Source organism: Algoriphagus aquaeductus, from assembly GCF_003253485.1.
In the GTDB taxonomy this organism is placed as follows: domain Bacteria; phylum Bacteroidota; class Bacteroidia; order Cytophagales; family Cyclobacteriaceae; genus Algoriphagus; species Algoriphagus aquaeductus.
The window spans coordinates 84939-111585 of the sequence record NZ_QKTX01000016.1; the positions used below are offsets into that span (position 1 = coordinate 84939).

General features: G+C 45.7%; 23 protein-coding genes. 1 reads left to right on the forward strand and 22 read right to left on the reverse strand.

The features are described 5' to 3' along the window. Positions 1-23: 23 nt before the first annotated feature. From CLV31_RS18130 to CLV31_RS18245, 22 genes are all read right to left on the reverse strand, one after another. Positions 24-425, reverse strand: coding sequence for a hypothetical protein (locus CLV31_RS18130; RefSeq protein WP_111394488.1), 402 nt, complete (start codon positions 423-425; stop codon positions 24-26). Positions 426-805: 380 nt separating this feature from the next. Then, complete coding sequence (locus CLV31_RS18135; RefSeq protein WP_146250924.1) at positions 806-1621, reverse strand: sterol desaturase family protein; 816 nt, start codon at positions 1619-1621, stop codon at positions 806-808. Positions 1622-1795: 174 nt separating this feature from the next. Beyond that, positions 1796-2122, reverse strand: coding sequence for a DUF2200 domain-containing protein (locus CLV31_RS18140; protein ID WP_220084351.1), 327 nt, complete (start codon positions 2120-2122; stop codon positions 1796-1798). Between the two features lie 26 nt (positions 2123-2148). Beyond that, positions 2149-5346: a type I restriction endonuclease subunit R gene (locus tag CLV31_RS18145; protein ID WP_111394491.1), complete on the reverse strand. Its 3198-nt coding sequence runs from the start codon at positions 5344-5346 to the stop codon at positions 2149-2151. 69 nt (positions 5347-5415) lie between these two features. Next, a complete protein-coding gene (locus CLV31_RS18150; protein ID WP_111394492.1) occupies positions 5416-5805 on the reverse strand; it encodes a GxxExxY protein in 390 nt (129 codons plus the stop codon). A gap of 163 nt (positions 5806-5968) precedes the next feature. Then, positions 5969-7192, reverse strand: a complete 1224-nt coding sequence (locus CLV31_RS18155) for a restriction endonuclease subunit S (RefSeq protein WP_111394493.1) — start codon at positions 7190-7192, stop codon at positions 5969-5971. Then, the gene (locus tag CLV31_RS18160) at positions 7189-8103 is read right to left on the reverse strand and encodes an ORF6N domain-containing protein (RefSeq protein WP_111394494.1); all 915 of its coding nucleotides are present in this window, start codon (positions 8101-8103) and stop codon (positions 7189-7191) included. The genes CLV31_RS18155 and CLV31_RS18160 overlap by 4 nt, the downstream gene beginning before the upstream one ends. Next, complete coding sequence (locus CLV31_RS18165) at positions 8094-8435, reverse strand: hypothetical protein (protein WP_111394495.1); 342 nt, start codon at positions 8433-8435, stop codon at positions 8094-8096. Before CLV31_RS18165 ends, CLV31_RS18160 begins: the two co-directional genes overlap by 10 nt. After that, the gene (locus tag CLV31_RS18170; RefSeq protein WP_111394496.1) at positions 8428-10005 is read right to left on the reverse strand and encodes a type I restriction-modification system subunit M; all 1578 of its coding nucleotides are present in this window, start codon (positions 10003-10005) and stop codon (positions 8428-8430) included. Before CLV31_RS18170 ends, CLV31_RS18165 begins: the two co-directional genes overlap by 8 nt. Positions 10006-10206: 201 nt before the next feature. Further along, complete coding sequence (locus CLV31_RS18175; RefSeq protein WP_111394519.1) at positions 10207-10926, reverse strand: TMEM175 family protein; 720 nt, start codon at positions 10924-10926, stop codon at positions 10207-10209. Positions 10927-11072: 146 nt separating this feature from the next. Beyond that, entirely contained in the window at positions 11073-11237 is a 165-nt protein-coding gene (locus CLV31_RS21880; RefSeq protein WP_181452666.1) for a hypothetical protein, read from the reverse strand. A gap of 22 nt (positions 11238-11259) precedes the next feature. Then, positions 11260-11553: a hypothetical protein gene (locus tag CLV31_RS18185; RefSeq protein ID WP_111394498.1), complete on the reverse strand. Its 294-nt coding sequence runs from the start codon at positions 11551-11553 to the stop codon at positions 11260-11262. Between the two features lie 386 nt (positions 11554-11939). Then, positions 11940-12566: a hypothetical protein gene (locus CLV31_RS18195; RefSeq protein ID WP_111394500.1), complete on the reverse strand. Its 627-nt coding sequence runs from the start codon at positions 12564-12566 to the stop codon at positions 11940-11942. Positions 12567-12934: 368 nt separating this feature from the next. Further along, the gene (locus CLV31_RS18205) at positions 12935-14029 is read right to left on the reverse strand and encodes an alkaline phosphatase family protein (RefSeq protein ID WP_111394501.1); all 1095 of its coding nucleotides are present in this window, start codon (positions 14027-14029) and stop codon (positions 12935-12937) included. A 165-nt stretch (positions 14030-14194) separates the two neighbouring features. Continuing rightward, positions 14195-15763: a calcineurin-like phosphoesterase C-terminal domain-containing protein gene (locus tag CLV31_RS18210; protein WP_111394502.1), complete on the reverse strand. Its 1569-nt coding sequence runs from the start codon at positions 15761-15763 to the stop codon at positions 14195-14197. An 85-nt stretch (positions 15764-15848) separates the two neighbouring features. Beyond that, positions 15849-17279, reverse strand: a complete 1431-nt coding sequence (locus CLV31_RS18215; RefSeq protein WP_111394503.1) for a SusD/RagB family nutrient-binding outer membrane lipoprotein — start codon at positions 17277-17279, stop codon at positions 15849-15851. A 12-nt stretch (positions 17280-17291) separates the two neighbouring features. After that, positions 17292-20465 carry a SusC/RagA family TonB-linked outer membrane protein gene (locus CLV31_RS18220; protein WP_111394504.1) on the reverse strand — a complete coding sequence of 1058 codons (3174 nt, stop codon included), beginning with the start codon at positions 20463-20465 and terminating at the stop codon, positions 17292-17294. A gap of 272 nt (positions 20466-20737) precedes the next feature. Next, entirely contained in the window at positions 20738-21415 is a 678-nt protein-coding gene (locus CLV31_RS18225) for a GNAT family N-acetyltransferase (RefSeq protein WP_146250925.1), read from the reverse strand. A 170-nt stretch (positions 21416-21585) separates the two neighbouring features. Beyond that, the gene (locus CLV31_RS18230; RefSeq protein WP_111394506.1) at positions 21586-22161 is read right to left on the reverse strand and encodes a helix-turn-helix domain-containing protein; all 576 of its coding nucleotides are present in this window, start codon (positions 22159-22161) and stop codon (positions 21586-21588) included. 294 nt (positions 22162-22455) lie between these two features. Next, a complete protein-coding gene (locus tag CLV31_RS18235) occupies positions 22456-23586 on the reverse strand; it encodes a TIGR03364 family FAD-dependent oxidoreductase (protein WP_111394507.1) in 1131 nt (376 codons plus the stop codon). Beyond that, entirely contained in the window at positions 23583-24905 is a 1323-nt protein-coding gene (locus tag CLV31_RS18240) for a DUF5690 family protein (protein WP_111394508.1), read from the reverse strand. The genes CLV31_RS18235 and CLV31_RS18240 overlap by 4 nt, the downstream gene beginning before the upstream one ends. 1 nt (position 24906) lies before the next feature. Continuing rightward, positions 24907-25620, reverse strand: coding sequence for an HAD hydrolase-like protein (locus CLV31_RS18245; protein ID WP_111394509.1), 714 nt, complete (start codon positions 25618-25620; stop codon positions 24907-24909). Positions 25621-25922: 302 nt separating this feature from the next. On the opposite strand from CLV31_RS18245, the gene CLV31_RS18250 reads away from it, so the two are divergent. Further along, a complete protein-coding gene (locus tag CLV31_RS18250; RefSeq protein WP_111394510.1) occupies positions 25923-26492 on the forward strand; it encodes a phosphonate degradation HD-domain oxygenase in 570 nt (189 codons plus the stop codon). Positions 26493-26647 lie beyond the last annotated feature (155 nt).

Here is a 26647-nt window from a genome sequence, read left to right on the forward strand (position 1 = left end):
AAAAAGCGAGGCAAAAAATCAGCTTAGGGAGCGTTGACCTGGATGGTATGCTGAATGAGGAGTTTGAGGTATTTATCAATATGGATTTCCGAGTAGGATTTGGCAATCCTGCAGGTAAGGAATATCAAGCCCGGAAAATCGAGCGCATCGAAATTCCGGTCATTTTTCAGACGCTGAGAAGATGAGGAAGAAGTTCTTACCCTAGCCTCGGCTGGGATCAAATCAGAAAAATCAAACTGAAAAACGTCCAACGTTTCAGCTTGAAAGTCTTGAGTCGTAGTGTCCTTTTCCGGAAGAGTTGGATTAGTTGGCCCAACTGGAAAGGCACCCAGACTGATAAAGAAGAGAGCAATCCCTAAGAACCATCTCATATTTTCGGTCGCAATAATAAGGTGTATTCGGTTGTTGGGTTTAGTGTCGGACATGGATCCTAAGCTTCTGTCCTGTAACTGACTGCAAAGTAAAATAGTTTCCAGCTGATAATTGTCATTTTTTTAGAAAACCTTAAGATTTCTTGATGAATGGCAGACAGAACCGCTTAAAAGTTAGAATTTCGATGGTATTCATGAGATTTTCTACTCGATGAATCAAACTAACATCATGAAATGCCCATGAGTAAATGCTTCTCACACAGGGGAATGATTATCCGGGGCATTCCATCTGGCCATTAAAAATCAAATTATAAACAGATGAAAATCAGTTCAAAATATTCTCCTTCAAAACTTATTCAAGATGGATTTTGACCCATGTCTTACTTGATTGCCTGTCACTGACACCGTTCATCAATTCCGATGGAGAAGGTCAATTAGACCTTGATCAAGTCTTTTTTTTGCGTATGCTGCTCAAATCTTTTCTCAAATCCAGGATCTTCTGTCTTCATCCACACATCCCAAAACGTGAAATATAACCCATAATTACAGCGGAATTTATGGTGGTGCATGTCATGGTGGGTGGCCCCTACGACCCATCTAAAAACCGGTGATCTCAACGCTGCTTCGGAATATACTTCCACTCCGGCATGGTTGATCACTGCGGTAATTGACATGGTGATCAAGAGTGCGATCAGGACAAAAAAATGAATGGGTAACACGAGAACCAATACCGGCAAAAAAATTGCCTGCAGTCCTGCCTCGATCGGATGAAAAGAAAAAGATGTAAAGGAGCTGGTGTAAAGGCTGTTGTGATGAATGTGATGAAAATGACGGATTACCTGAGGCCGATGCATCCAACGATGAAGCCAATAATAGTAAGTCTCATGTAAAAACAAAGCCACTCCGAAACTTCCGGGAAGCCAAATCGCATCCCACCAGGTGAGCTGAGTGTACAATTGAGAAATTCCCTTTTGCCAAAAAATCAATATTGCCACCCCTGCAAAAGCAAAGATGAGCGCACCAAGAAAGGAGTATCGGATTTCCTTTTTGACCTGAGGCAATCGCACCTGCTCATGGAGTCTTCGGTAAGGCATGGCGTCGCCCAATTTTTTATAAACCCACTCATGGTAAATCCACGCCAACACCAAATACCGCAAAAATATGCCGGACAGAAGGATAAAAAAGATCAATAGAAAATACTGGGGTTCGGTGTAATCGGAAGAAAGCAACCACTCGAGATTAAAATCCATGTTAATTGAGTTCCATGACTCGTTGGTAACAAATTTGAAAAAGTAAGGTTCAGGACCTTCCGGCTGAAATTGCGCATTTTCGCAATTCTTCAAACCTAGCGGGCAAGCCACACAGGCAAAGAACGGGGTGTTATCATAAGAATTCCCACTTCGAACCGTAATCCCAAACCGCTTTTACCCCCTTAAAATCTTCTCCATTTTCTTTCCCTTGGCCAACTCATCGATCAGCTTATCCAATTGCCGGATTTTTTTCATCAGCGGATCTTCGATTTCTTCTACCCGATAGCCACAGATTACCCCGGTAATCAGTTCCGAATTGGGATGATAGAAAGGTGATTCAGCAAAAAATTCCTCAAAATTTTTCTTGGAGTCGATTTGATTTTGCAGACCCGACAAATCATAGCCAGTCAGCCAACAGATGATCTCATCCACTTCGGCTTTAGTCCGCCCTTTCCGCTCGGCCTTGGTCACATAGTGCGGATATACACTGGCGAAGGTCATTTTGAAAACTCTTGAATTGTCCATGCCTAATTTATCCTTGATTGAAATGAAAATTCTCCTCCCGGATACCGGGTGTAGATATGCTGATACACATGAATGGTCTTCTCAGAAACCTCCATATCGGAATAGACATCCTGCGGAAGCCACTGCAGGGTATCAAAAATTATGGTTTTGACCTGCGCGGTGATCTGCCTGCTTTCTCTCCATCGTTCGATCTTCAGCTTTTCGGCTTTCAGTTTCCCAAGGGTTTCTGCTGCAACTTTTTTCACCGCCTTGGATTCTTTGGGATCTAGGGTCTTTCCGCTTCTCAGCAAATCAAAAATAGCCAAGGTCTCTTCATCCAAATTCTCCCGAATGGCCCTAGCCTCTTCCACCATCAAATCACCCAAGAATTGCCCCAAATTGTCAAAGGCTCTTTGGGTGTCCTCCAAACTCTTTCCTTTGTTGTACTCGGCGATTATCTCCAAATACCGCTCATAGAAGGTGTAGCGAAGTGGATTCTCTTTCATCATCTGCTCCAGTTTCTTCTCCACAGCCCGCTGCAAGTCAAAAACCAAGGTGTTTTTTCGGGGTGTTTTGGCAAAAGCAGCCTTCAATTTTTCAAAATCCAAACTGGACAAATCCACATAGACCTCTTTGGGTTCCTTCACTTCCTTGGCATCGATCACCACACTCTCATCCACAATCCGCTGCAATTGCAGAATGATTGAAGTCACATCCGCGGATTTGGTTTGCTGATTTAGCTGCTGGTAAATCGCCTCGATGGCATTGTAGGAGCGAATAAAAGGCTTGACATGCTCTTCGGGGTAAAGGGCCTTGTACTTTCGAAACACCTCCCGGGCCATCACTTCAAATTTGGTTCGAGTCGTTTCATTCAGGCACACACAGTCCACAGCGGACTTGATATTACCGATTTTCTCCATGGCTTTGGCTTCGGCATTGCTCAATCGGCCCAAGTCAAAACCCAATTCTTTCAAATATCCTTTGACCTGACGAATCGACTCTTTGAGCTCTTCGGCCATACTTTCCAGCAATTCAAAGGGCTTTTCTTTCCCTACCGAAGTCCCGGATTGCCTTTTTCCTCCACCTTCTCCATAGACAGAATAGGCCTTTTCCAGCTGCTTGTACACGTTGCCATAATCCACGATCAGGCCGTTTTCCTTTTCATCGTCATAGACCCGATTGGCCCGGGCGATGGTCTGCATCAGCGTATGGCCTTTGATTGGCTTGTCCAAGTAAACCGTAGAAACGCAAGGCGCATCAAATCCCGTAATCCACATGGCACAGACAATGGCCAAACGAAAGGGATTGTCCTCGTCCTTAAACTCCTTTTCCAAATCCCGCTCCACCATCTTCTTGCGATGGGGAGTGATCTCCAAACCCATTTTTCGGAATTTGTCCACTTCGTTTTGCTCGGAACTGACGATGACACACACTTCTGTTTCTTCTACTTTGGCTAGCTTCCTCCTCAGCACCTGCGCCTCTTCGATATCTTCAGCCAGCTCAATTCGCTTTTTCAACTCGGTGATATAAATGGGCCAATAGTGCTGAATCAAGCCATACATCCGCACGGCGGTCGGCTTGTCCAAGGTCACCAGCATGGCTTTACCCTGGTAGCCCCGCTCATTGAAATGCCACACCAAATCCTTGGCAATCGCATCCAGGCGTGACTCCGCTGTAAGAATCACATAATCCTTCTGAAAGAGGTAAGCCAGCTTTCGCTTTTTATCCTCATCGAGATTTTCATCTTCGAGGATCTCGGCCATTTCCTCATCCAAGGCGGGATTTTCCAACCCCAGCTTCTCTCCTTTGTTCAGGTAGCGCAGGGGCAAGGTAGCCCCGTCCTCGATTGCCCGCTTGAAGTCATACACGGAGACATATTCCCCAAAAATATTCTTGGTCAGCTCCTCTTCGTCCTTGATAATGGGCGTACCGGTAAAGCCCAAATAGGAGGCATGGGGAATGCCATGAAAGCGCATATTCCGGGCAAAAGTCCCCGACTGCGTGCGGTGCGCTTCATCGGAAATCACAATGATGTTCTTGCGATCCGTGATCAGCGGATACTCACTCTCGATCCTTGGATCGATGGAAAACTTATGAATCAAAGAAAACACGTACCGATGGTTTTCCTTGAGCAGTTCCCGAAGGTGCTCCCGATTTTTGGCGACGACCTGCTTGTTGGTCACTGCCCCTACCGACGTGAAGGTATCGTAGAGCTGACGCTCCAACTCGCTCCGGTCCACCACGATCAAAAAAGTGTAAGAACCTCCAAACTTCCGGTGAATCTTTTGGGCCAAAAAGACCATGGAGTAAGACTTTCCGCTACCCTGCGTATGCCAAAATACGCCAAGTTTCCCCTTCAGTTCCTCGATGTTGGCGGCCTGATTCATGACCTTGTTCACGCCGATAAACTGATGGTTTTTGGCCATGACCTTGACCACATCTCCTCCACTGTCGTCGAAGAGCAGGAAGTTCTCAAACAAGTCCATCAGGTTCTGCTTGGAGCAAGTACCCCGCAGTAGCGTATCCAAACTCACCACACCTTCTTCCTCTTCAGTAATCCGCTTCCAGTCCAAAAAGAATTTGAAAGGACTCGTCACCGTGCCCACTTTGGCATCGGTGCCGTTGGTCAGGATCACGAAGGCATTGCAATGAAAGAGGTGGGGAATGCTGTCTTTGTAATCAGTCAAATTGTCGGTGTAGGCATTTCTCAGGTCGGTATGATGCGCCTTGAGCTCAAAAAAGACCAAAGGAATCCCATTGACAAAGCCGACCACATCGGGCCGACGATTGTAGAGTTCTCCGACTACTTCGAGCTGGCGAACTGCCAAAAAGTGGTTGGACTCGTACTCCTCAAAATCAAATACCCGAAGTTTTTTCTTGACCAATTCTCCTTTTTCATTGGTAAAGGAAACGGACACGCCTTCCTTGAGCAAGTCGTATTTTTCTTTATTCAGACGGGCGAGGGTCTTGTCCGCGCTTTTCTGCTCGATCTGCTCCACGGCTTGCAAGTAGGCGACTTCAGGCAGATTTGGATTGAGCCGCTGCAAAGCAGGAATCAGGTACTTTCTCAGAATGACCTCTGACTTGTTTTCACGACCAAGCAGGCTGTCGGGACCAAAGCTTTCCTTTTTCCAAGCGGTAAGCACCTCCCATCCGAGCTCTTCCAAGACCTCTTGGGTAGCTGCTTCAATCAAGCCGTCTTCTGAGTATTCGTAGCTCATATCAGGATAATTATGTCAGGATCAAGATTCACAGGATTGAAGGATTGGCTGGATTAATATTAAATGGAATTAGGGATTGATGGAATTGAATTTTGGATTGAAGACTTTTTTGAATTGTAAGCTCCTAGCTCCGAAATTGATCAGCAAACCGATGGGTTTGTCATAGGCAACTACATAATTTTTAGCCTGAGCCAAATGCACGTCTTCAAGGGTAATGACAGCTTTAAGCTCGACAATGACCAGATTTTCCACTACAAAATCCACCCTTCGGGTACCTACTTTAATTCCATCATAGTAAATCTCATGTTCCTCTTCCCTTTGAAAAATCAACCCCGCACGTTCCAATTCAATGGCAAGACAGCGTTGATAGATTACTTCCTGAAAACCATTCCCCAGCGTATTGTGCACCTTCATCGCACAACCGTTGATTTGGTAGGTTAGGTTTTCAATGTTTTTCATTCCTTCTCTTTATTCTTAATTATTTAATCAATTAGCAGCGATCTTGTCTTAATTCCAAAAGACTGATTACCAAAATAAAGAATAACTCATCCTCTTATCCATACCCTCATCCAATCAATTCTTGTCGTCCTCAAATCAGGTAAATCATAGTATCCTGTTCATCCTAGAATCCTGAAAATCCTGATTCAGACAATGTTATCTCCCCACTCATCAAGCGTGGCAATAAAGTATCCCTGGATTCTTTGAGGAGGCGGTTTTGACTTTTTAAAAGATATATCTGGTCAAAAATCTCTTTAGAAAACTTACTAAACTCTTTATCAATTTCTTCGGAAGGATTAATTATTTCAGCCTCTTCAAAAACCGAGGAAGTAACTGCTGGATAAGCTGTACCACCCGCTCTATTTGATAGATACCCTACAAAAGATTCCGTGGTTATTGAAAAATATAAATATTCACTCGATACTTTCCTTGGTGAAATTACAGCAAAACCTGTTGATCCGACTAAATTCTTTATAGGGTTCCATACTAATGAATAAGACTTTCTGTTAGGTCTTACGCACGACCAAATGATGTCACCATGATTTAACAATCTTCTTGCCCTTCCAGGTGCCGAATCAAAATCAAACTCAGTCCAAAAATCAATATTACCAGTTGAAACCGAAGAAATATCTACATATCGAATTGTTCCTTTAAATCCCTTTTTGATTGATTCCCTATTAATATTTGCAATCTCCCCCAACTTCTTTCTCTCCCACCCCTCCGGAAGCCAGTCCGAATTAATATTGGATGCTTCGAAGCCCGGGAAGCGGAACCAGACAAACCACTCCTCGTAAGTTCGTTGGGCCAGTTCTTCCAGCAGCTTGATCCGCCGCAGGTTATTTTCGATTAGATCGTCGTAGGCGGAGAGAATATGCCCTATCTTTTTTTCAACTTCCTTTTTCTCAGGAACAAATACTTTTATTTTCTCAAACAATGATTTGGGAATTATTGGAGTAACAATTCCAGCATTATATGATAAAATCCTATCCTTTGAATACCTCAAGAGATAGTAAACAAAATCATAATCATGATTTTCATTCACTATTATTGAGTTGATCTGTTGGTTAGTCAAGCATACACTACTAGTAATTCCAATTTTTCCAAACCCATAACTCAGAGATGTAAACATCACCGAATTCTTCGGCAGGACTTGATTTTTAAATTTTAAAATAGATTTTTCAGTGATCTTGGTTTGAGTTTCTGTTATAAACCTTGAATCAAAATCTAAATCCTTTGGTGAAACAAAGTTGAATTCACCTCCAAAATAACTGGAATCTGCTGTTGGTGGTGTCTTGCCAGTTACTACACGTCCTAAATCAGCTATTTTAATTTCCTTCCACCCCTTCATCTTACCTCATTTAATTGATTTAACACAAAGCTTGCATGACTGTCCATCCGGGAGAAGGCAAACCACTTCTTCCCCAGATCCTTGAGCGAGGCACCTAGATGGTACAATTCGCTTTGGTCGATCAGCAAAAAGCGGTCATGGCTTTGGGAGAAGGTCTTCAGGGTGATTGGAGGATATTGGACGTTGTGTTTTTCCAGATCGAGTTGAAGGGATTTGGAAATGCTTTTGGTGTAAAGCGTCGCCTGCACTCCGTTCCTTCGCTTGGTCAGCAGAGACAGCACACTTTCATCGAGGTAATTATCTATCAAAATGAGTTCTTTTTGGGCTTTCTTAATCAAATCGGACACAAAGACATAGGCATCAAATACCTGTCCGTCGAAGAAAATGCCCTTGTCGGGTTCGGGCCGACCCGCCTCTAAGGCTTTGAAAACCCGGTCAAACTTCTCATCGTTTTGCAGAAGCCTGAGCTCCACCTGATCCAAACGCTGAAAAACAGAGGCATTTTGGAGGAGGAACTTACGCATGGAAACAAAGGCACGCATGATCTCTACATGAACCTTTACAGCCAATTCACTTTTCAAAACTCCGGACAAGCTGGCCACACCTTGTTCGGTAAACACAAAAGGTAAATACTTCCTGTGTTTCCCGCGATTCTTTTTTAAGATCGCATTTTGCGATCTTAAAGACGGACTGATGGATGATGCAGTCGATATGGACAAATGCTCCCACTCCTGTTGAGTCAGCTGAAACATAAAATCGGAAGGAAAACGATTTCTGTTTCTTTTCACTTGTTCATTGAGTCGGCCTGTGGACACCTGATACAGCTCTGCCAAATCAGAGTCAAGCATCACCTGCTTATCCCTGATCGTATAAATCCTGTTTTCAATATGTTGTTGATTGATCAATTCCATGCTGCGGGGATCAAAGAATCACTGATGGAATTATTAAAATACATTTCTATCAGACTATAATTGAAAATCAGATCCGCAAAATTTCTCTTTGCGGTCGCAAATTGCGACTTCAAATCAGGTAGATTCTTCAAGGTCACAAATTGTGACCTTAAAACATTCGGTCGAGGTATCGCAAAATGCGATAGGGGTTCATTCCCGATGGCTCCGCTAGGGATTTGATAGAGGTAAAAAAATGAACCCACGCCATTTTTCCGTCCCGTAATGGAATTGATCGATGACACGGCCTCTGCAAAAATCATCTGCACATGAATTTGTGTGTGGGTGTTAGACATGGCTGATCAATTTTCTCAGGTTATCCGAAATCGTCGCGCCCAGCTCGATCGCTTCTGCATTCAACACATTCAGTTCACTTTGAATCTCCAGCAAGCGAGCCTGATAGTCAAAATCCTCATCCCATTCTAACTCTACGCCCACATAGCGGCCCGGGGTCAGACTCCAGTCATTTTCCCGAACTTCATCGATCGTGACCACTTTACATAGCCCATCGATGTCTTGGTAGATTCCTTGCGGAAATCGCGCCTTGAACCACTCATTTTCTTTACTCACCTCAGGTGCCTCGCCTCGGTACATCTTCACAATGGCCGTGAGCCCTTGCATCTGTTGCTCGTCAAAGTCATTGATGGTGGTGGTAACTTTTCTGTAGACATTTCGGGCATCGATCATCAGGATTTTATCCTTGTTTTCGGCACGCTTTCCCTTGTCGTAAAACCACAGGTGGCAAGGCAGCGAACGCGTGTAGAAGAAATTGTTGCCTACACTGACGATGCAATCCACCGCTCCGGTTTCGATTAATTGCTGCCGGATCAGCTTTTCACTGTGACCGGCATCCGTCGCCGAACTCGCCATCACAAAGCCTGCCCGACCCGTTTCATTCAGGTAGCTGTAGAAATACTGCATCCACATGTAGTTGGCATTGTCCGCCTTGGGCAGACCAAAGGGCAAGCGGGGATCGGTTTTCACAAAGTCCCTTCCCTTGTCCACTTTGTTGACATTGAAAGGAGGATTGGCCATCACAAAATCACACTTCCCGACCAAGTTATGCGGATCACTGTAGAAGCTGTTGGCTTCCAAAATCTTACCCTCTATGCCGTGAATGGCTAAATTGATTTTGGCAAGTTTGGTGTTATTGGTTTTTTGCTCGGTTCCGTAGCAGGTGATCGCTTCGTTTACTTCTCGGTTGGTATGGCTCTTGACAAAATAGCCGGTCTGCACAAACATGCCTCCCGAACCGCAAGCCGGATCGTGAATGATGCCGTGATCAGGTTCGATAAAATTCACAATCAACTGCACCAAGCTCGGCGGCGTGAAGAACTCTCCGCCTTCCTGTGCACCTGCGCCCTGCATAGAGAATTTCATGAGGAAGTACTCGTAAATCCTTCCAAAGACATCGCCCGTGGCTTTTTTGACGGCGTCCTTATTGAACACCCTGATCAAATCCCTCAAGAGATCGCTTTCAAATTCCTGGTAGTTTTTGGGAAGGTTGCCTTGCAAGTCGGGGTATTCCGCCTCGATTTGCTTCATGGCATGGTTGATGGCTTCCGCGATATCCTTATGCTCGGGTAGGTCTGCGAGATATTCATATTTGGCTTCATCCGGCAGTAGGATGGCACCGGCCGCGAGGTAATCCTCCTTGGTGGCGACCCGCTTACCTCTTGGACCCTCCGGAATTTTTGCCTCCACGATTGGCTTGGCCTCCTCGTATTTGTTTTGTGCAAATCGGAGCAGCACCAAACCCAGCACGGGGTCTTTGTATTCAGCGGCGGTGAGTTTGCTATTTGCACGAAGGGCATCGGCAGCATCCCAAAGTTCTTTTTCGAGTTGCTTGATCTGGTCTTGGGTCATAAAATCGATAAATCAGAAAAGTCGTTGATTCAACTAGAGTTTATGCAAAATAGAGAGTTTTGTTAATATGGATAACAATGCCACAATTAAACACTAAAATAAGCCCAGGTAATACTGATTTTAAACTTCCAAGAAATTCCAATCGATGAAAAATCTTGCCGAAGCTCACTCCCCTAAATACTCCTTCAACTCCTCCCTCTTTTAATCGATAAAAGTATTTGACTTCTTTTTGAATCCAGCATGCCACCAAATGATCAGTGGGGTGTAGAGCAAATAGGTCACTCCCCCAAAAAACGAGGCCCAGATAAAGGAAAACTGATTCACGAACAGCGTCACCAAAATAGACAGTAATGGCACCGTAAACATGATCAAGGTCCGCTGTAACTGAGCCTGCGTATAAAATCGCTCAAATTCATTCAAGTAAAGGGCTGTCTTCAGGGAATAGGCACGACGGTAAAAAAGGTACAGGACCAAATAGAGGGCGAAAGCGACAAAACCGTAATAAACCATCAAATAAGGCACCTGATCACCGCCAATGCTGACTTGGATATCGGTATGGAATACAAGGTTGGTCAAAAACAGAGTCAAAAAGCGGAGCGGATAAACGTAAAAAATCACCAAAGCAATAAACACCTTATTGAGGATGGTGAGCCTGGCATCATTCAGCGTATAGACCTCCGAAAACTCCAAATGCTCCTTCCAAATCAAGACAAGAAAGGAAATACTGATCAAAAATGCTGGTAGCGTCTTGGTAAAAGTCAAAAGATCGGAAAAGGAATTGGGATTGGACAGGTTGAAAATCAACAAGGTAATCGCGATACCAAAAACCGCATCGGTCAGGTTGTCCATTCTGGAGGCACTTCCACCCCGATAGTTGATCCGGGGGTCATGTTGCCTGTTTTTAAAAATCTCTTGTCTCATGATCAAAGGGATTGATTCGGTCGGAATTCCCAAAAGCAGTCGGCCCTAGCCTCCTGAATATGACCCAATAAACCATAAAATCCAAAGCAGGATTGAAATTAGACAAGTGAGCTAGACAAGAAAATGATCCTCCAATGAATTCGAACTTAGCCAAGGCCTTGAATCAATCGCTCGATTTGGTCAATCAACTCCGAGTCGGGCGATACAATTTGAGTCCATTCGCCCGAGGTTCCGTCCGGCATGGCGATTTCTAGGTTCCACCCAAAATTGTCCAAGGCACGGTACTTTGCCCCTTCCATGAGATCGGTCACCCTGATTTTTATGGGCGTTTTTTCATGAAACAATGCATAACAACCCTGAACATCCCAAATTGCTTTCAAGGCTAAAAAAATCGGCTTTTTCCAATTCCAAATTGGCGACTAAACTCCTCAGCGTGGGATGGACCATCCGATCCCCTGAGTTGATTTGAATGGAAAGGGAATTGGGATCTCGGGGAAGTCTGAAATTGATCACCGTCACCTGATTGGCACCCAAAGCAGCTGCATGCAACAGCACATCTATCGGGCAATCTTCAATCTCAAGGCTGAAATAGTTCTTGAAAATAGTCGAACGGGTATAAGCGATCATTGGATTAAATCATGGATGGAAGCCCCTTGCACAAGGTGAATCCAATCCAAAGGACAACTTTTGAACTTGGAAACGAACTCCTCACAGTCTTCGAAACTAGCATTTATTTTTCCGGAAAAAATTCCCTTTTCTGAATATACGCTTCTTTACCAGTAAGTAAAAATGGCCTCGACTTCGCTCGGCCACCGAGTTTATATATTGTTTAGGAGTGGGGGAAAATGCGTCGAAGCCGCATTTTCCCCCACTCCTAAAAAAACAAACCGAACGGACACCGAGCGAAGTCGAGGTGGAGTCAAAGAATATTTTGCTACTGGCAGAATTCCGTATATCCATATTCCCTTTTCCATTATCGGAAAAGTCAGGTCAATATTTCCATTTCAATCCCATTAAAAAAGAATGGCAAGTATCCAAACGATGTAAAACCAAACCACTCCGATCCAACTAATCGGATGAATTTTCCCCAAGGTTTTCCAGTCATAGACAAACAAAGACACAAAAAGCACATTCCAAATCAAGGCCTCAAACACATCAAACTGCCAATCCATTAAGCCCATGTGGCCTCCAATCCTTCCCAAGACCGGCTCCAACATATACAAGGTCGCCAGATACAGGAATCGTTTATGCCTAACCGGGTTCTTTCGGGACCCATATCCCAACCCCACCAAGATTGCAAAACTGAGCATCAAATAGCGGTTGGCCTTGATCCAAAAAGGCATCGCTTCCCAACCTTGGTAAATCACAATGAAAATATATACCGTGCTGACAAACACCCCGACTGCAGTCAACATCCCTGCTATTCCCCAATTGCGATGTGATCGAACTTCCCCTTTTCGGATAAAATTTGCCTGCACTACAAAAATGATAAACCAGGCAAAGCACAACAGCCCATGGATCAAAAACTTCGGATCGCTATTGCTTTCCTGACCAATATCCCAAATCAGATTGTCCGAAAAGGCAATGACCGAGAGCAGCAGCAAGGTCAGACTGACCACAAAGAAATAGTCTTTTTTCATAGGCTGGGGTTATTTATGAAAGGACTCCATTTCTTGAGAAAGCTTTGACCAAAAAACCATTGCTTCCCCACCTTCACCTTGCTAGCCCCATGGAGCAATCCTCTCCTTTCTAAGTTCGGAAAAAGAATCGAAGTCGGTTACTTTTCTTAAAAAATCAGCGCTGCGAAATCGAGCCAGATTCATTGATCATTCATCGAATTAATTCCCTGATCCTTCAGTAAGGCAAGATGATCCTTCATGGACTGTACTTGATCGGCAGGATGTCCTTGCCACCTTTTTAACTCATCGAAACCGAGTTCTATAACCCAAGAACAGTAATATTCCTCAAAATCTTCATACCTCCTTTTTAGATCTATCCATCTGCTCTTTTACTTCTTCATTTCTTTCACCGCAGGCGCAGCTTTGGCATCCGGATAGTCCAGTCCCAGTAGCTGAAAGATGGTCCGGGCGAGCATAGCACTTTGCCATTGGCCTTGGATCTTCATTTCTCCCAAAGCAGGAGTATCCGGCCCGATGGCCATCATCCAGATTTGCCCGGCCTGAGGGATTTCGCTTCCATGACTTTTCCAGCTGGTTTTGGTGATCCCACGACCATGATCTGTGGTGATGATCATCGTGGTCTTGCCTTTGTATTGGGGATCGGATTGGAGCGTTTCCCAGATTTCGCGGATATAGGCATCAGTCTGCTTAGCCGACCAAAGGTACTGATCGTATTTGCCATCATGCGCCCAATCGTCCGTCTCCCCATAGGCGATGTACAGGATTTTTGGCTTGTGTTTTATGATCGCTTCCAAGGCATAGTGATGGGTAAAAGGATCCAACCTCACCCCTCCCCATGGTCCACGGATTTCCTGCTGCAAGCGATTTACTGTTTTTTCCACTTCAGTCAGATCACTTCCAGTAGCCAAATCAAAACCGGCATTGACCGCAATCCCACTACGCTCTCTGTTGATGATATAGGGAAAAACATCCCAACTTCCAAAAGCCATCACTTTCCCCTTGTATGGAGGCAATTTATGGAGGTATTCGAGAAAAGTTACATTTGGATTATTGACCTTGGAGTTGGAGTTGATGCGGGTATCATCGGCAAATCCACTCAAAACCTCATTGTAGCCCGGATAGGAAAACCACATTTTATTTTGGTTGTCCACGTGGTTGCCATAAGCACGATTACCATATAGCTGCCCTTGGGAAGCCATGGTGCTCCAGAAAAAGGGAAATAACCTTTTCCGCCTTTCCAACGGGTCAGGATGCCAAAAATCCTTCAAAAGTGAACCCGGTTGCTCGATCAAACCGGTGTCATCCACCATCAGAGAGTCTGCCCCCTTAAATAGCTCCTGCCACCTCAATCCATCAAAGGTGATCAGGACAATGTTTTCGGTTTGGGTGGTTTTGGTTTGGGCATGAAGTACATGCAGTCCAAAAACCAAAAAGATCATCAGGCCAAGGGTTCTGAGCAACATAGAAAATCTGGTAAAAGGTGAAGAATTGGTTGGGCTGTAAAGGCTACAAGATAAGCGTTAGCATCTATTTCAGTGTCCTTGAGTCCGGTTAAATAGCTAGCTCCCGAATGAAAAAACCCCAAGAAAGCAATCATCTTGGGGTTTGTTTTTTTTCTGTTCCATTATTTATTCCACCACCCGCACCATTCGGGTTCCGGTGTGGGTTTTTCCATATCGGTCTGTAGCTTCGATCGTGATTTGATGCTCACCAACGGGCAGATTGACCGGCATGGGCGCCCTCCAGAGGTGACGGCTAGGCTGGGCATTCGATGGGCGCTTTCCGGGGATCAGTTCCTCGGTAGTATCCCACTCCAGCAAATCCACCAGATAAGCCGGATCCACTTCCTGAATCTGGTTCATATTGCGCCATTCCCCTGAACCGATTTTGTATTTTACCGCGTCCCCTTGCGAACCCATAAAGAAGTTGACGTAGATTCCTGCCGTGGTTCTCAAGTCTTTTTTGATCACTTTGGGAGCAAAAATCTCCATCTGATAATCCGCAGGCTTGCCTGCTACCTGATACCGAATCTGATATTCATTCCCCTTGAAATCTACCAAGGCATAGCCTTTGGGAGTCCCATCCCGCATGGTGGATACCGGAACGCCATTGGCATCCAACACGCCTTTGTACCAATCGCCTGAGGTGGTGCCCACATTGTAGTGGTGATGCGGCTTTTCTTGCTTCCAGCCATCTTCTTTTCCAAAGTAATCCTGCTTTTGCAAATGGGTATGAGCCGACATGGAGAAGGTATGAGGATAATCGGCCAGCAAGTCAAACAGGCGCTGACGGTCTTCATCCCGGAAAGAATCACCTTCCTCAGCTAGTGGAATATGCATGGAAATGACGATCAGGTGATCTTTTGGAACCAGCTTGAGGTCATTCTCCACAAAGTCCAGCTGGTCAGGACGCATGCCTCCCCAGTATCCCTGTCCATCCCGTGGATCGGGCCAAAGGATATCATCAAGGACGATAAAGTGGACTTTACCCACATTGAACGCGTAAGTGCTCGGTCCAAAATGAGCTTCAAAGGTTTCGTCCGCGAGTTCGTCCCGATCCACATCGTAATTTTCGTCATGGTTGCCCATGACATTGTACCAGGGTAGACCTACTTTGGCAACCGCCTTGGCATAGGGAGTGAAAAGATCCAAATCATCGCCCACCAAATCTCCCAGCGAAAGTCCAAAAGCCACATCCTGAATCCCTTCTACTTCCCGGACAATCCCCCGGTCAAAAAAGTCCACCTCTTCCAAGTTGTAGGGCTGAGGATCTCCAAAAATCAATGCGGTAAACTCCTCAGATTCGGCTTTTGGAGTCAAGCCAAAGTTGATCTCTTTGGGCAAAGGCCCGGTCGGAGCACTTCCTGCATATTTCAACTGAGGCGAACCTTCCGGCTTGTGAATGTAAAAAAACTGAGGCCTGTTGAGCTCATCCAAGCTGACTTGATAGCCACTGGGCTTGATCACAAACACCAGCTGCCCATCGGAAACCGGGATTTCGTAGTAGCCTTTGGCATCGGTACTGACCACCTGCTGCCCGTTGGAAACCCCCACTCCGGAGATTCCCGCCTCCCGGCGATCTCTTTTGCCGTTTTGGTTTAGGTCCGCATACACATAGCCTTTGGCCAGTTGCTGCGCACTGACTCCCGCTGAGACTATGCTCAGGGCAAGTATGCAAATCAATTGTTTTGTTTTCATGTGTTTATAATTTGATTTTCATTTGCCACATGGAATGCCCTGTATAATCACCCTCCTGTGTGAGAAGCATTTTCTCATGGGCATTTCATTTTTCCCACCAAACTTTTGTATTGATATCATCTCCTCCCATTCGGGCGACTGCTTCTTTGTAATTGACCGGATTGTTGACCTGTGTGGTCACCGGATAGCGGAATCGTACCGGCACACGCTGATCATTGATCATTCCGGAAGCTTTGGGCAACACCGGAAATCCGGTACGACGGTATTCAAACCACTGCTGATAATCATTGAAATACAACCCAATATACTTCTGAAGCATGATCCGCTCCAAGCTTCCATTATAGGCCGCATTGGGATTTTGAAAATAATTGGAGGGTGTGACCACTCCCCACTGCTCCATAGCCGCCTTCACGGCATTCTCATAAAAAACCTTGGCATCTCCGGCTATTACCCCCTTCTGTGCCAGCTCTGCTTTGATAAATTCCAACTCCGCGTAAGTCATGATCAGCGAAATCATCGGTGCCTGGACCAAAGCAATGTTGTGGTTGGAAGGAATAAACTGAAACTGGGATTCAGTCCCTCCATATCCTGAAGGAATTCCCTTGTATCCGATCTGTGTGGTTCCATTAAGTGCTCGAGCAGTCGTCATGAATTTTTGACGTCTGGGATCCTCCAGCTCATTCAATCGATCTACAAAAAACTCTGAAACAGCCCGGAAAGTCGTAAAGTCAATTGCTCTTCCCCATGGAGAAATGTTGGGTACCACCCCGGTAATTTTCAGGATAGCAGATTCGGCAGTATTGACAAAAACAGGATATTGAATCGGATTACCCAAGATCGAAGCCATCTTTTGCAAAGCTGCTGGCTGCTTACCTGACACGCGAAGGAGAAGTCTGAGGTGAAGAGAATTGGTGAATTTTCTCCATCGTGCTACCTGGTTTCCAAACAAAATATCTTCACCAAAGACCATCGCCCTTGCAGGATTGTAAAGGCTATTGGCTTTTTCCAAATTCTCCAAAATGGCAGCATAGATCTGCTCCTGCGTGTCAAATTTTGCCTGAAAAACCCCTTGCTCGCCTTTACTTGCCTCCGTGAAGGGAGCGTCTCCAAAAGAATCCGTCAACTGACTCGCTACCCAAGCTTCCAAGGTCAACGCAATCGCTTCATAATTGGGATCTTGGGCTTTGATGGCCGCATCCTTCATTTCCCGGATATTGACCAGCCAGCGGTAATAGGTGTTCCAGGTAGAATTGCCTGCTGATTCGGACACATCGTAGCGATGGAGGCCACCATTGGCACTTGGAAATGGCAAAGCCACTTGCATAATCTGAAAAGTAAAGGCGTCAGCACGTTCGGTATTGAAGCTGCTTACTCCATAAAGAATAGGATTGAGTAAGGTCCCCGGACTGATTTGGTCTATCCGGTTGGGATCGGTATTGATTTCTTCGAAATTTCCCGTACAGGCAAATGCAAGGGAAAAGGTCAGAAGAGCAGTGAGTGTTCTGATTATCTTCATGGCTGATGGATATTAAAATTTGAGGGTAAGATTGGCTCCAAAAGTGCGCGGGGTGGGCAATTGGCCCATTTCTACACCGGGAAGGAGCGTGGAACCATTGAGTGCGGCTGTCTCCGGGTCGAAAATCGGGAACTTGGTCCACATCGCGAGATCCCTCCCATAGAAGGCAATGGAAGCGGAACGGATTGAGGTTTTGCTCAAGACCCGCGCCGGTAAAGCGTACTCCACCCGCATTTCCCGAAGTTTTACAAACGAGGCGTCAAAGGAGTTGGACTCCACATTGGCACGACGGTAAAAGTCACCGTAATACGTGGCCAAATTGACCTGAGTCGTATTTGGAGAATAGGTACCGTCCGCATTTTGAACTACCCCATCCCCCACAATAAATCCATCTTCCCTTCCCACTAAAGTACTCTTGAGCTTGCCTTGCTCGGCCATTTTGTGGTGGGTTTGCGAATACACAATTCCTCCATATTGCCCGTCAAAAAGCACCGACATTCGGATGTTTTTATAGACGAATTCATTTCTCAATCCACCCTTCCAATCTGCGTAAGCATTGCCGATGTACTGAATCTCCTGAGGACGGAGCGGAAGACCATTGGAACCATAGACAATTTCCCCTTCCGGAGAACGAACAAATCCAAATCCATAAATATCACCTGTAGTTCCGCCTAGTTTGGCAATAATCGTGGCATTGCCGCCCACACCGATCACCTGGCTGCCTTCCACTTCGTCAGGAAGGGAAAGGACCTTGTTTCGGTTTCTGGCCCAGGTGAAGGTAGAATTCCATTCAAAAGCGCCCCTTCTCACTGGGGTGCCGTTGAGAATCACCTCCCAGCCTTTATTCTGCACTGTTCCGGCATTCAAAATTGCACTGGAAAATCCGGTCACAATATCCACCGGCACCTGAATGATCTGGTTTTTGGTCTCAGACACATAATAGTTGAGATCCAAGGCTAAGCGACGATCGAGAAAAATCAACTCCAAACCTGTTTCAAAGGAAGTGGTGATTTCCGGCTTGAAGTCCACATTATAAAGTGTAGTAGGAACTGAAGCGGAACCGGGGAACTCGCTTTGGCCGTAATACTTCGAGGTTCGATAGGGTTCGGTATCATTTCCCACTTGAGCTCCGGCCACTCTCAGCTTGGCAAAGGAAACCGGCTTTGGCAACGAAAACATATCCGAAAGCACAAAACTGGTGCTTACTGATGGGTAGAAAAAGCTGTTGTTTTGAACCGGGAGGGTACTCGACCAGTCATTTCGACCGGTGATATCCACAAAGATTTTCTCGTCCCAATCCAAGGTAGCCAGACCATACACCGAATTGATCACCCGGTTATTGTCACTCGTGGAGACCGTTGGGTTATTGATCCCATTGGCTAATTTGTAGACACCGGGGATCACCAAACCAATCACCTCTGCACTGATCAGCCTGTAATTCCGCTTCATTTGGTTGGCACCCACGCTGGAGCTTAGGTTGATTTTATCGGAGATTTTTCCCCGGTAGGTAAAAAGAAAATCGGAATTGATCTCATAGTTGGTGATATCCTGCTCCTTGTAAAACCCGCGCTGGTAATTGGCAGAAGAATACGGTCTTCGTTGAGCTCTTTCCTCCTGACTCATGGTGATTCCCGAGCGGAGCATGAGGTCAAAGTGTTCGTTGAATGTATAGGCAGCAGAGATATTGCCCAAGAAAGCATTATTGTTGACCGCATTGGTCATCTCATAGGCAATCAGATACGGATTGTCGATGAATGAACTGAATGGATGCACTTGCGCAACATTGGTCTGACCTGATTTCCAAATGGGTCGATACCAATCCAAATCCACATTGGGATTCTGGAAAATCATAAAATAAGCGATCGACTGATTGTTGTATCCTGTGGCAGGAAGGTTGTCACTCCGCTTATTGGTGTAGTTGGCTTTGGCGTTGAGCTTGAGCTTATCAGAAATATTCTGAGTGACTGAAAGGGCTGCCACAAATCGCTCAAAGCCGGTATTGGGCATGATCCACTCGTTTTTGGTATGGGTAAATGAAGCTCTTGCCGAACCACCAGCATGATTTCCTTCAATAGCCACATTGTTTACCACGTTGAATCCTGTCCTCCAAAAACCTTTGATGTTATCCCGATAAGGTCTCCAAAGCTGGCGCTCGGCAGATTGGCCTTCGAGGGTAGGATCGTATTGAAAATAAGATTGTCCGTCAAATTTTGGCCCGAAAGCCGAACTGGTTCCACCGGTACTTGCCCCATCGGCCGAGGCCCCATAAGAATAGTACAACTCACCGTCTGCATTGAATGCACGACCTGTTCCCTGTCCATATTCATATTGATAATCCGGCCAACGCAGGACGTCATTGAAGCTGACATTGGTATTCACTGTCACGCCAATTCCTTTGGTACGCTTGGCGCCTCCTTTGGTCGTGATGATCAAGGCTCCGTTTGCAGCACGGCTACCGTAGAGCGCGGTAGCGCTGGCGCCTTTGAGCACGGTGATATTTTCGATATCATCCGGATTGAGATCCGCGATTCCATTTCCGAAATCCACCGGGACATCACTTCCGGAGCCTGCACCATAGGCATTTCCCACTCCTGAAGAAGTCAATCCAGAATTCATTGGAACTCCATCAACCACGATCAGGGCAAAATTTCCGTTGGGGTTAAGGGAATTATTTCCCCGAAGACTGATTTGAGCAGAATTCATCGGCCCTGATCCTGCACTGAGTACATTCAGTCCGGCCACTTTTCCACGCAAGGCATCCGACCAGTTGTTGGATCTGGCCTCGAGCAGGTCTTCTGAACCGATTTTCTGGGTAGCATACCCAAGCGCTTTTTCCTCTCTCTGAATTCCAAGCGCGGTAACCACCACTTCACTGAGGGCCAATCCTTCACTCAGACTTACAGAAACTGTAGTAGAGTTGCCGATGGTTCGCTCGACCGACTCAAAACCTACAAATGAAAAAACCAGTACTTCACCGGAAGCGGCCTGAATGGCATACTTCCCTTCTACATCGGTGATCGTACCTCGATTGGTGCCTTTGACTACTACAGTTGCGCCTGGGAGAGGCTCATTCTGGGTATCGGTGACGACACCCGTAATTCGGATTTGCTGGGCTTGAATGACCTGGACCGCCAAAAGCAGCGCAGTCAACAGCATTCCCAGCCATTTCAACTTGGAAGAAAACATGGAGTAAAATTTTGAAATACGTGTGGGTTGGTTAGAAAATATGCCGCAAACGTACCCCGTGCCTGTTCCCTAAGTGTAAAGGAGAGTTTATTAAAAAATGAATTAAGCCTGTGTTAAGCCGGCTTTTCCACCCAAAAAACAAGGTTTCTCATCAAAAATCAGGCTTTACCTTTTGGTAACATAGGCCATTAAAATGAAGATTTCGGCCGAAATATTACCGAAAAATCAAATCTGTTTTGCCTGTCCAATTCTTCCATAAGTGGTGCTCAAGGCTATTTCTCCAGCATATATACCCGCAGCATCGCTCTGGACACAAATCCTAAGTTGGAATATAATTTAAAGGCAGGGGAATTTTCCGGATAGAGGTGAAGAAACGGAGTACTTCCTCGCTGCTGAATTCGCTGAAGAACAAAAGGAATGACTTTTCTGGAAATCCCTTGACCCGCAAAATCGGGATGGGTACAGACCGCGCTGACTTCGGTGTAAGGACTTGGACTCAACCTGGAACCCGCCATGGACACCAATTTCCCTTCGGAGAAAAAACCGAAATAATCCCCGAATTCAATGGTCTTGGACAAAAACGGACCCGGCTTGGTGAGTTGAGTCAGGGCCAACATCTCAGGGATGTGACTTTCATTTAGATGATGGATTTGAGAGTTTGGTTCGATCTGGGAAAAATCCCGCTCGCAGACCATCTGAAGAAGTTCATGATCGTTGTGAACAGCCCATTTTTCATCCAAAACCAAATGCCCCGGAGGGAAAAGAATTACCCGTTGGCCTGGCTCGAGGAAGTCGTATAGCTCATCCAGATTTTCAGACTCATACGCAGGCATCCCGGCAAAAAATCCCATGTCCCGATCGATCAATCGAACTCGGTCCGTGCCAAAAGAAAGAATTTGGCTTCCCGTATTTAGGGCATTCCAGATGGGATTATCGAGGGGATGAGGCATGTTTTCGGGGAAATTCAGAATTAGGAGAGGCAAGCAACTAGAAGAAATATACAAGAAGAGAAAATGAACAAAATTAAATTCATTTCCCAATCCTTTCGCTAGCTTGAGTGACAACACTCAATTCTTCAAAAATACCATCATTCCTTACAGCAGGTACACCAAAAACACTTTCAACCCACTTCAAAAAAATATATGACGAGCATTCTAGCTATTTGATCTCCAATATTGATCGGATTATGCTCCATTCGCCCATCAAACAGCATGGAGTCACCCTCGTGAAGTTCGATCTCTTGATCTTGGAAAACGTATCGCACCGAACCCGAGATCATGTATTTGTACTCGAATGCTTCCGTTTTTACAAAATCTCGTTGCGCACCGGACTGAATCTCCAGCAAAACGATGTCAATGGTGCAGGCATTTACTTTTTTGGTGAAAATCCGGAAATACTCATAGCCTGAGGCAGGTTCTTTTTCGAAGCGTTGGTATTGCTCTTTTCTCTGAATCAAGAGTTTCCCTTCTTTTCCGTAAAAATTCAGATCATTGAAAAACTCATCCAAGCCCACTTCCAAGGCCTTCACAATTTGAATTAAGACCAGCAAGGAAGGAATGGTCCGGCTATTTTCGATCTGCGAAATCAGCCCTTTGGTCACGCCCGCCCGATCTGCCACTTCCTGTAGCGTAAGATTCCGGTCTTTGCGAATACTCTTGAGCTTGTTGCTGATCTGAACAATTACTTCCTGTTCCATGAAATAAAGTAAGGGGATTTAGGAAAGTAAACTAAGGAAAAATTGGTGAATTGAATTTCTAAAATATTCTTCCTGAAATACGCTTTGATAAAAACGCTTTGCGAAACATGTATTTAGAAATACGCTTCGCGAAATAAACCTCCCTGCAGTCGATGAAATAGGACGATAGAATAATCTATCACCTAGTTTTTTTAAAAACTTCCACCATTCAACTCTTATTTCACACGACGAAGTCGTGATTATTTCAACTGTGTTTCAAGAGTATTTCAGCTTAAGCCAAGAGATTTTCCATCCTCATTCTCCCATTTCAGCCACTACTTCCTCACCCAATCCAAAAGACAGGGTCATGCCATTTCCTCCCATGCCATTGACAATGGTGACGACCTCGTCGATTTGCTGAATCCATTCGATAGCCCCATTGGTCATTTTGGGGTAAATCCCATGCCAAGCCGATCCAATGCTCCAATCCTTAAACTGCGCAAAGCCTTTCAAAAATTCCAAAATCATCCGGTTCACATCCTCCCGATCAAAAGGGGAAAGGTCGAGCCCATATTCATGACTGTCTCCGATGGTGAGTTCGCCGAGGCCATTTTGTGAGACCATCACGTGAATGCCCCAAGAAATCAAATCAGGGTATTGGTGGTGATAGACCTCTTTGAGCTTTTCCAGAGAGGTTGCCACCTGGAATCCTTTGTAGTGGATAAAACTCAAGCCCGCACACAGCGGTGGTCCGATTCTCCAATTATCTGGCTGCTTCACCAATCGCATCATCTGTAGCTTACACTTCGTGATCGGACTAGCCTCAAAAATCTCAGGATACAGCGTCTCAAAATCCGCCCCGCTACACACAAAGATCCGATCAGCTGACCAGCTTTTTTGCCCCGAATAGACCGTATTGCCTTCGATTCTGCTTACTGCCCGCTTCCAGACAAACTCCACATTAGGTAGACTTTCCAGATACTTACCAGTTTTGAAAATTGCCTCACGTGGATCCACGATTACTTCCTCCTCCGTCCAAAGTGCCCCTTTCAATCCTTTGGGATTTGCCGCGGGGCTTTTCTTTACTGTTTGTTCGGGATTCAGAAGTTCGGCTGATTTGATCCCGCTCATGGCAGCGACATATTCTTCCACCACTTGCATTTCCAGATCAGTGTAGGCTAAGTGCAAGGAACCGGTCTTTTCTGCGAAAAATCCTGCTTTCTCGCTCATCTCCAGCCAAATCTCCCTAGATCGCACAGCTCGGTCAAAAGCTGGTCCCTGTGGCTGACCCACCGGCCATACCATTCCAAAATTGCGGACCGAAGCACCTTGAGCTTTGGGATGGCGCTCGATTACGGTCACTTTCCAGCCTTTGGCGTGAAGGGCTCGGGTCATAGACATGCCTACAATCCCTGCACCGATGACGATGGCAGTTTTCTGCTTCATAGCGAATTAAGTAAGGTTAAAGGGGGAGAATGAGGTTTGGTTTTTCGTTTGATCTTGATTTGGAAGTAGAAAAAAGAGCCCGCAATCAGAACCATGGAAATGCTCAGGAAAAGGATCACTGCCTGAGAGTAAAAGTGCAGCCAGGAAATGTCTCCGAAGCCTCCAAGCTGACTCGCTACCAAAATCAGACTGGAACCCAAGTAGCCAAAGCTGTCTACCAGGTACATCAGAAAGCCCACATTACCACCCGATTGAAGGGTGGCGATAAGACGATCAAAGAGGAGACTGTTGAAGGGAATATAGGCCATGTATACGCCCGTACCAACACCGACCATCCAGTGGAATGGAGAAATCCAGCCTGCATTCAGGCCGAGTGTGCATAGGATTGACAAAGCGAATCCAGAGAAAATGATCCAGTGGTTGAGGAAAAATGCCTGTCTGTTGTTTTTGACCAGCACCAGTGAACTCATCAAAACCAAAAGTGCGATTGTAATCGGGATTTCAGTTTGGGTGAGGAGCTCGGGCGCCACTTTCATATCCAGTCCGGCCCAGATTTCTACCACGAAATTGTCCCTCAGGTCGCGAAGTCCGGTGAGCATCATGTACACCAAAATCAACAGGACAATCCCTGGCCAAAACTCACGGAAAAACTTCCTACGCTCTGTCACATCCATGGCAGGCCGAGGACTTCTCTGCCGCCTGTCTTCCTCACTAGGCTCGGGGATATGATTGAGTAAGTAAACTCCCCCGAAAAGCAAAGGGAAGAAGATTGCTCCCGTCCAGAAGGGCATCCAATATTCGGACACACCATGGTTTTGGATCAGAAATGAGCCCACAGACTTGACCATACCTGAGGAAAAAATAAAACTCGCCGCCAGCATGCTTCCCATCATTTCGGTAAATCGACGGCCCTCCATGTAGTGAAAAACTATCCCCCAAATCAACCCCAAGGGAAATCCATTGACCAAAAAGCACAAAATATTGACTGGTGCAGGTAGGATCGCAAAACCCAACAAACCCAACCAGGAAACCCCGATCAAACCCACAATCAACCAAGCGCGGCCCTTTTCTTTCAGTTCGGAGATCATCTTGATTCCATAAAACTTACTGGCCATGTAGCCCAGTGTCTGCGCCAGGATCAGCCACACTTTCAGATCCAAACCCAAAAAAGTCTCGCCCTCAAAAGTGCCTACAGCAAAAGGTTTACGAAAAGCATACATGCTGCTGTACACCAAAAAGCCCATCACCGCCGCAAAGACACTCATCTGAAAAGATCCGGCACGCTGTAGGCGGATCACCCAATCCGAATTGCGGCGCATGTCAACCCTTGGTTTGGAGTTCGTAGGCTTCCACGATCTGCAATACTTCCCTGAGGTTTTTGGCAAGATGGGTTGGTCGATGAGGAATCAACTCTTCCTCAGAAAATACGCCCGAAGTAATCCCAATGCTCATCAGGCAACCTGCATTGTGTCCCTCGTTGACGTCGACTTCTGTATCTCCGATTTTGATCACTGATTTAGGATCCGTGATCCCGAGTTCGGCCATGATTTTTTGGATCATGTGGGGAAAAGGTCGCCCCATCGGCACCTCATCGCTTGCTGCAGAGGCATTGACCAATCTACCATCTGCCCAACCCACACGCTTGAGAATGATATCGGTGATGTCTCGGCTAAAGCCGGTGTCCAAAGCCACCTTGATCCCCATGTTTTGTAGGGCTTCAAAGACTTCTTCGGCATCGGCTACTGCACGGATCGAGGGATCATTTGCATAATAATCAAGCATGCCCTGCACAAAGGCCGAATGAATTTCCTCAATCAAAGAATCAGTGATTTTGTCCGAATCCTGCTCATGAATAAGTAGTAGGTCACGGATCGCTTGTGGCTTTGAATACCCCATTTTTTCATTGGCTTCCTGAAGGGTCACTTTGGGGTAGCCATGAAGGTTGAGGGCCCGCTGAAAAGCTTTGGCTACGCTGTTTTCATCGTGGATCGTGGTGCCGGCCATGTCAAAAACAGCTAATTGAATCTGAGGCATTGGAGTAAATAAAGAAGTGTGAAAAAGGGAAAGACACGCAAGGCATGCTTCCCCTTGATCGTGCAAAACCAACTTATTTAATGTTTAGCAAATCTAAACACTGATAAAAAATCACTTAGGAAAGCCAGGTTATCCTTTCGTTATAAAATTAGGTTTTGGATTGATTTTGAGATAATATTTGACTGATAAAAGTGGCTTTTATCGTTTCCAAACTCAACATAGGAATTCACAAATACTTAACTCTGGAGGATTGTTTATTCTTTTTTACTTCCTGAAATTTAGTATTCTTAAACAGCCTCCACATGGATTTCCAACTACTCACCAAAGAAGAAAAACTAGACTTGATCTTTGAACTTTATGAAAAACACGGACAGGAAGATTACATCGGAGAGCCTGTCTCCCAGATCGAACACATGTGTCAATCTGCCCAGTTGGCCGAGGCTCAAGGCTATGACGAAGAAGTGATCTTGGCGGCATTTTTTCATGACATCGGGCACTTGTTCGCTCACCTCGGCGTGGATGATCAAATGGGCGGATTTGGTGTGAAACGACATGAGCAAATCGGCGCTGACTACCTCAGGCAGCTGGGGTTTTCTGAAAAAATCGCCCGATTGGTCGAAAATCACGTCCAAGCCAAACGCTACTTGACTTACCGCTTTGCGGAGTACTTCGAAAAGCTCTCCGAAGCCAGCCGCCAGACACTTAACTACCAAGGCGGACCCATGAATGAGGAAGAAGCCAGACTGTTCGAGTCAGACCCTTTGTTTGAAGCCTCACTGAAAATGCGCACTTGGGATGAGGAAGCCAAAGAGGAATTTGTACCCGTTCCGGATTTGAAAAAGTATCGGGAAATGGCTTTTAAACTGCTTTAAAATTAAGGTAAGACCTGACAGGTGGGGTGTCAAATTTGTGCCATTTTTGGTTTTTTATTTGCATCCCACTTTAAGGTTTTTAATCTCTTGGAAAGAGTGGTTTGCCCGATGTTTTTTTCAGACCAATTTTTCACATTTTCTACTCGTGTTGACTG

What these genes read in the sequence shown, in the direction of transcription:
- CLV31_RS18130 (WP_111394488.1), bottom strand. Translation starts at nt 425, where the DNA reads ATGTCCGACACTAAACCCAACAACCGAATACACCTTATTATTGCGACC.
- CLV31_RS18135 (WP_146250924.1), bottom strand. Translation starts at nt 1,621, where the DNA reads ATGGATTTTAATCTCGAGTGGTTGCTTTCTTCCGATTACACCGAACCC.
- CLV31_RS18140 (WP_220084351.1), bottom strand. Translation starts at nt 2,122, where the DNA reads ATGACCTTCGCCAGTGTATATCCGCACTATGTGACCAAGGCCGAGCGG.
- CLV31_RS18145 (WP_111394491.1), bottom strand. Translation starts at nt 5,346, where the DNA reads ATGAGCTACGAATACTCAGAAGACGGCTTGATTGAAGCAGCTACCCAA.
- CLV31_RS18150 (WP_111394492.1), bottom strand. Translation starts at nt 5,805, where the DNA reads ATGAAAAACATTGAAAACCTAACCTACCAAATCAACGGTTGTGCGATG.
- CLV31_RS18155 (WP_111394493.1), bottom strand. Translation starts at nt 7,192, where the DNA reads ATGAAGGGGTGGAAGGAAATTAAAATAGCTGATTTAGGACGTGTAGTA.
- CLV31_RS18160 (WP_111394494.1), bottom strand. Translation starts at nt 8,103, where the DNA reads ATGGAATTGATCAATCAACAACATATTGAAAACAGGATTTATACGATC.
- CLV31_RS18165 (WP_111394495.1), bottom strand. Translation starts at nt 8,435, where the DNA reads ATGTCTAACACCCACACACAAATTCATGTGCAGATGATTTTTGCAGAG.
- CLV31_RS18170 (WP_111394496.1), bottom strand. Translation starts at nt 10,005, where the DNA reads ATGACCCAAGACCAGATCAAGCAACTCGAAAAAGAACTTTGGGATGCT.
- CLV31_RS18175 (WP_111394519.1), bottom strand. Translation starts at nt 10,926, where the DNA reads ATGAGACAAGAGATTTTTAAAAACAGGCAACATGACCCCCGGATCAAC.
- CLV31_RS18185 (WP_111394498.1), bottom strand. Translation starts at nt 11,553, where the DNA reads ATGATCGCTTATACCCGTTCGACTATTTTCAAGAACTATTTCAGCCTT.
- CLV31_RS18195 (WP_111394500.1), bottom strand. Translation starts at nt 12,566, where the DNA reads ATGAAAAAAGACTATTTCTTTGTGGTCAGTCTGACCTTGCTGCTGCTC.
- CLV31_RS18205 (WP_111394501.1), bottom strand. Translation starts at nt 14,029, where the DNA reads ATGTTGCTCAGAACCCTTGGCCTGATGATCTTTTTGGTTTTTGGACTG.
- CLV31_RS18210 (WP_111394502.1), bottom strand. Translation starts at nt 15,763, where the DNA reads ATGAAAACAAAACAATTGATTTGCATACTTGCCCTGAGCATAGTCTCA.
- CLV31_RS18215 (WP_111394503.1), bottom strand. Translation starts at nt 17,279, where the DNA reads ATGAAGATAATCAGAACACTCACTGCTCTTCTGACCTTTTCCCTTGCA.
- CLV31_RS18220 (WP_111394504.1), bottom strand. Translation starts at nt 20,465, where the DNA reads ATGTTTTCTTCCAAGTTGAAATGGCTGGGAATGCTGTTGACTGCGCTG.
- CLV31_RS18225 (WP_146250925.1), bottom strand. Translation starts at nt 21,415, where the DNA reads ATGCCTCATCCCCTCGATAATCCCATCTGGAATGCCCTAAATACGGGA.
- CLV31_RS18230 (WP_111394506.1), bottom strand. Translation starts at nt 22,161, where the DNA reads ATGGAACAGGAAGTAATTGTTCAGATCAGCAACAAGCTCAAGAGTATT.
- CLV31_RS18235 (WP_111394507.1), bottom strand. Translation starts at nt 23,586, where the DNA reads ATGAAGCAGAAAACTGCCATCGTCATCGGTGCAGGGATTGTAGGCATG.
- CLV31_RS18240 (WP_111394508.1), bottom strand. Translation starts at nt 24,905, where the DNA reads ATGCGCCGCAATTCGGATTGGGTGATCCGCCTACAGCGTGCCGGATCT.
- CLV31_RS18245 (WP_111394509.1), bottom strand. Translation starts at nt 25,620, where the DNA reads ATGCCTCAGATTCAATTAGCTGTTTTTGACATGGCCGGCACCACGATC.
- CLV31_RS18250 (WP_111394510.1), top strand. Translation starts at nt 25,923, where the DNA reads ATGGATTTCCAACTACTCACCAAAGAAGAAAAACTAGACTTGATCTTT.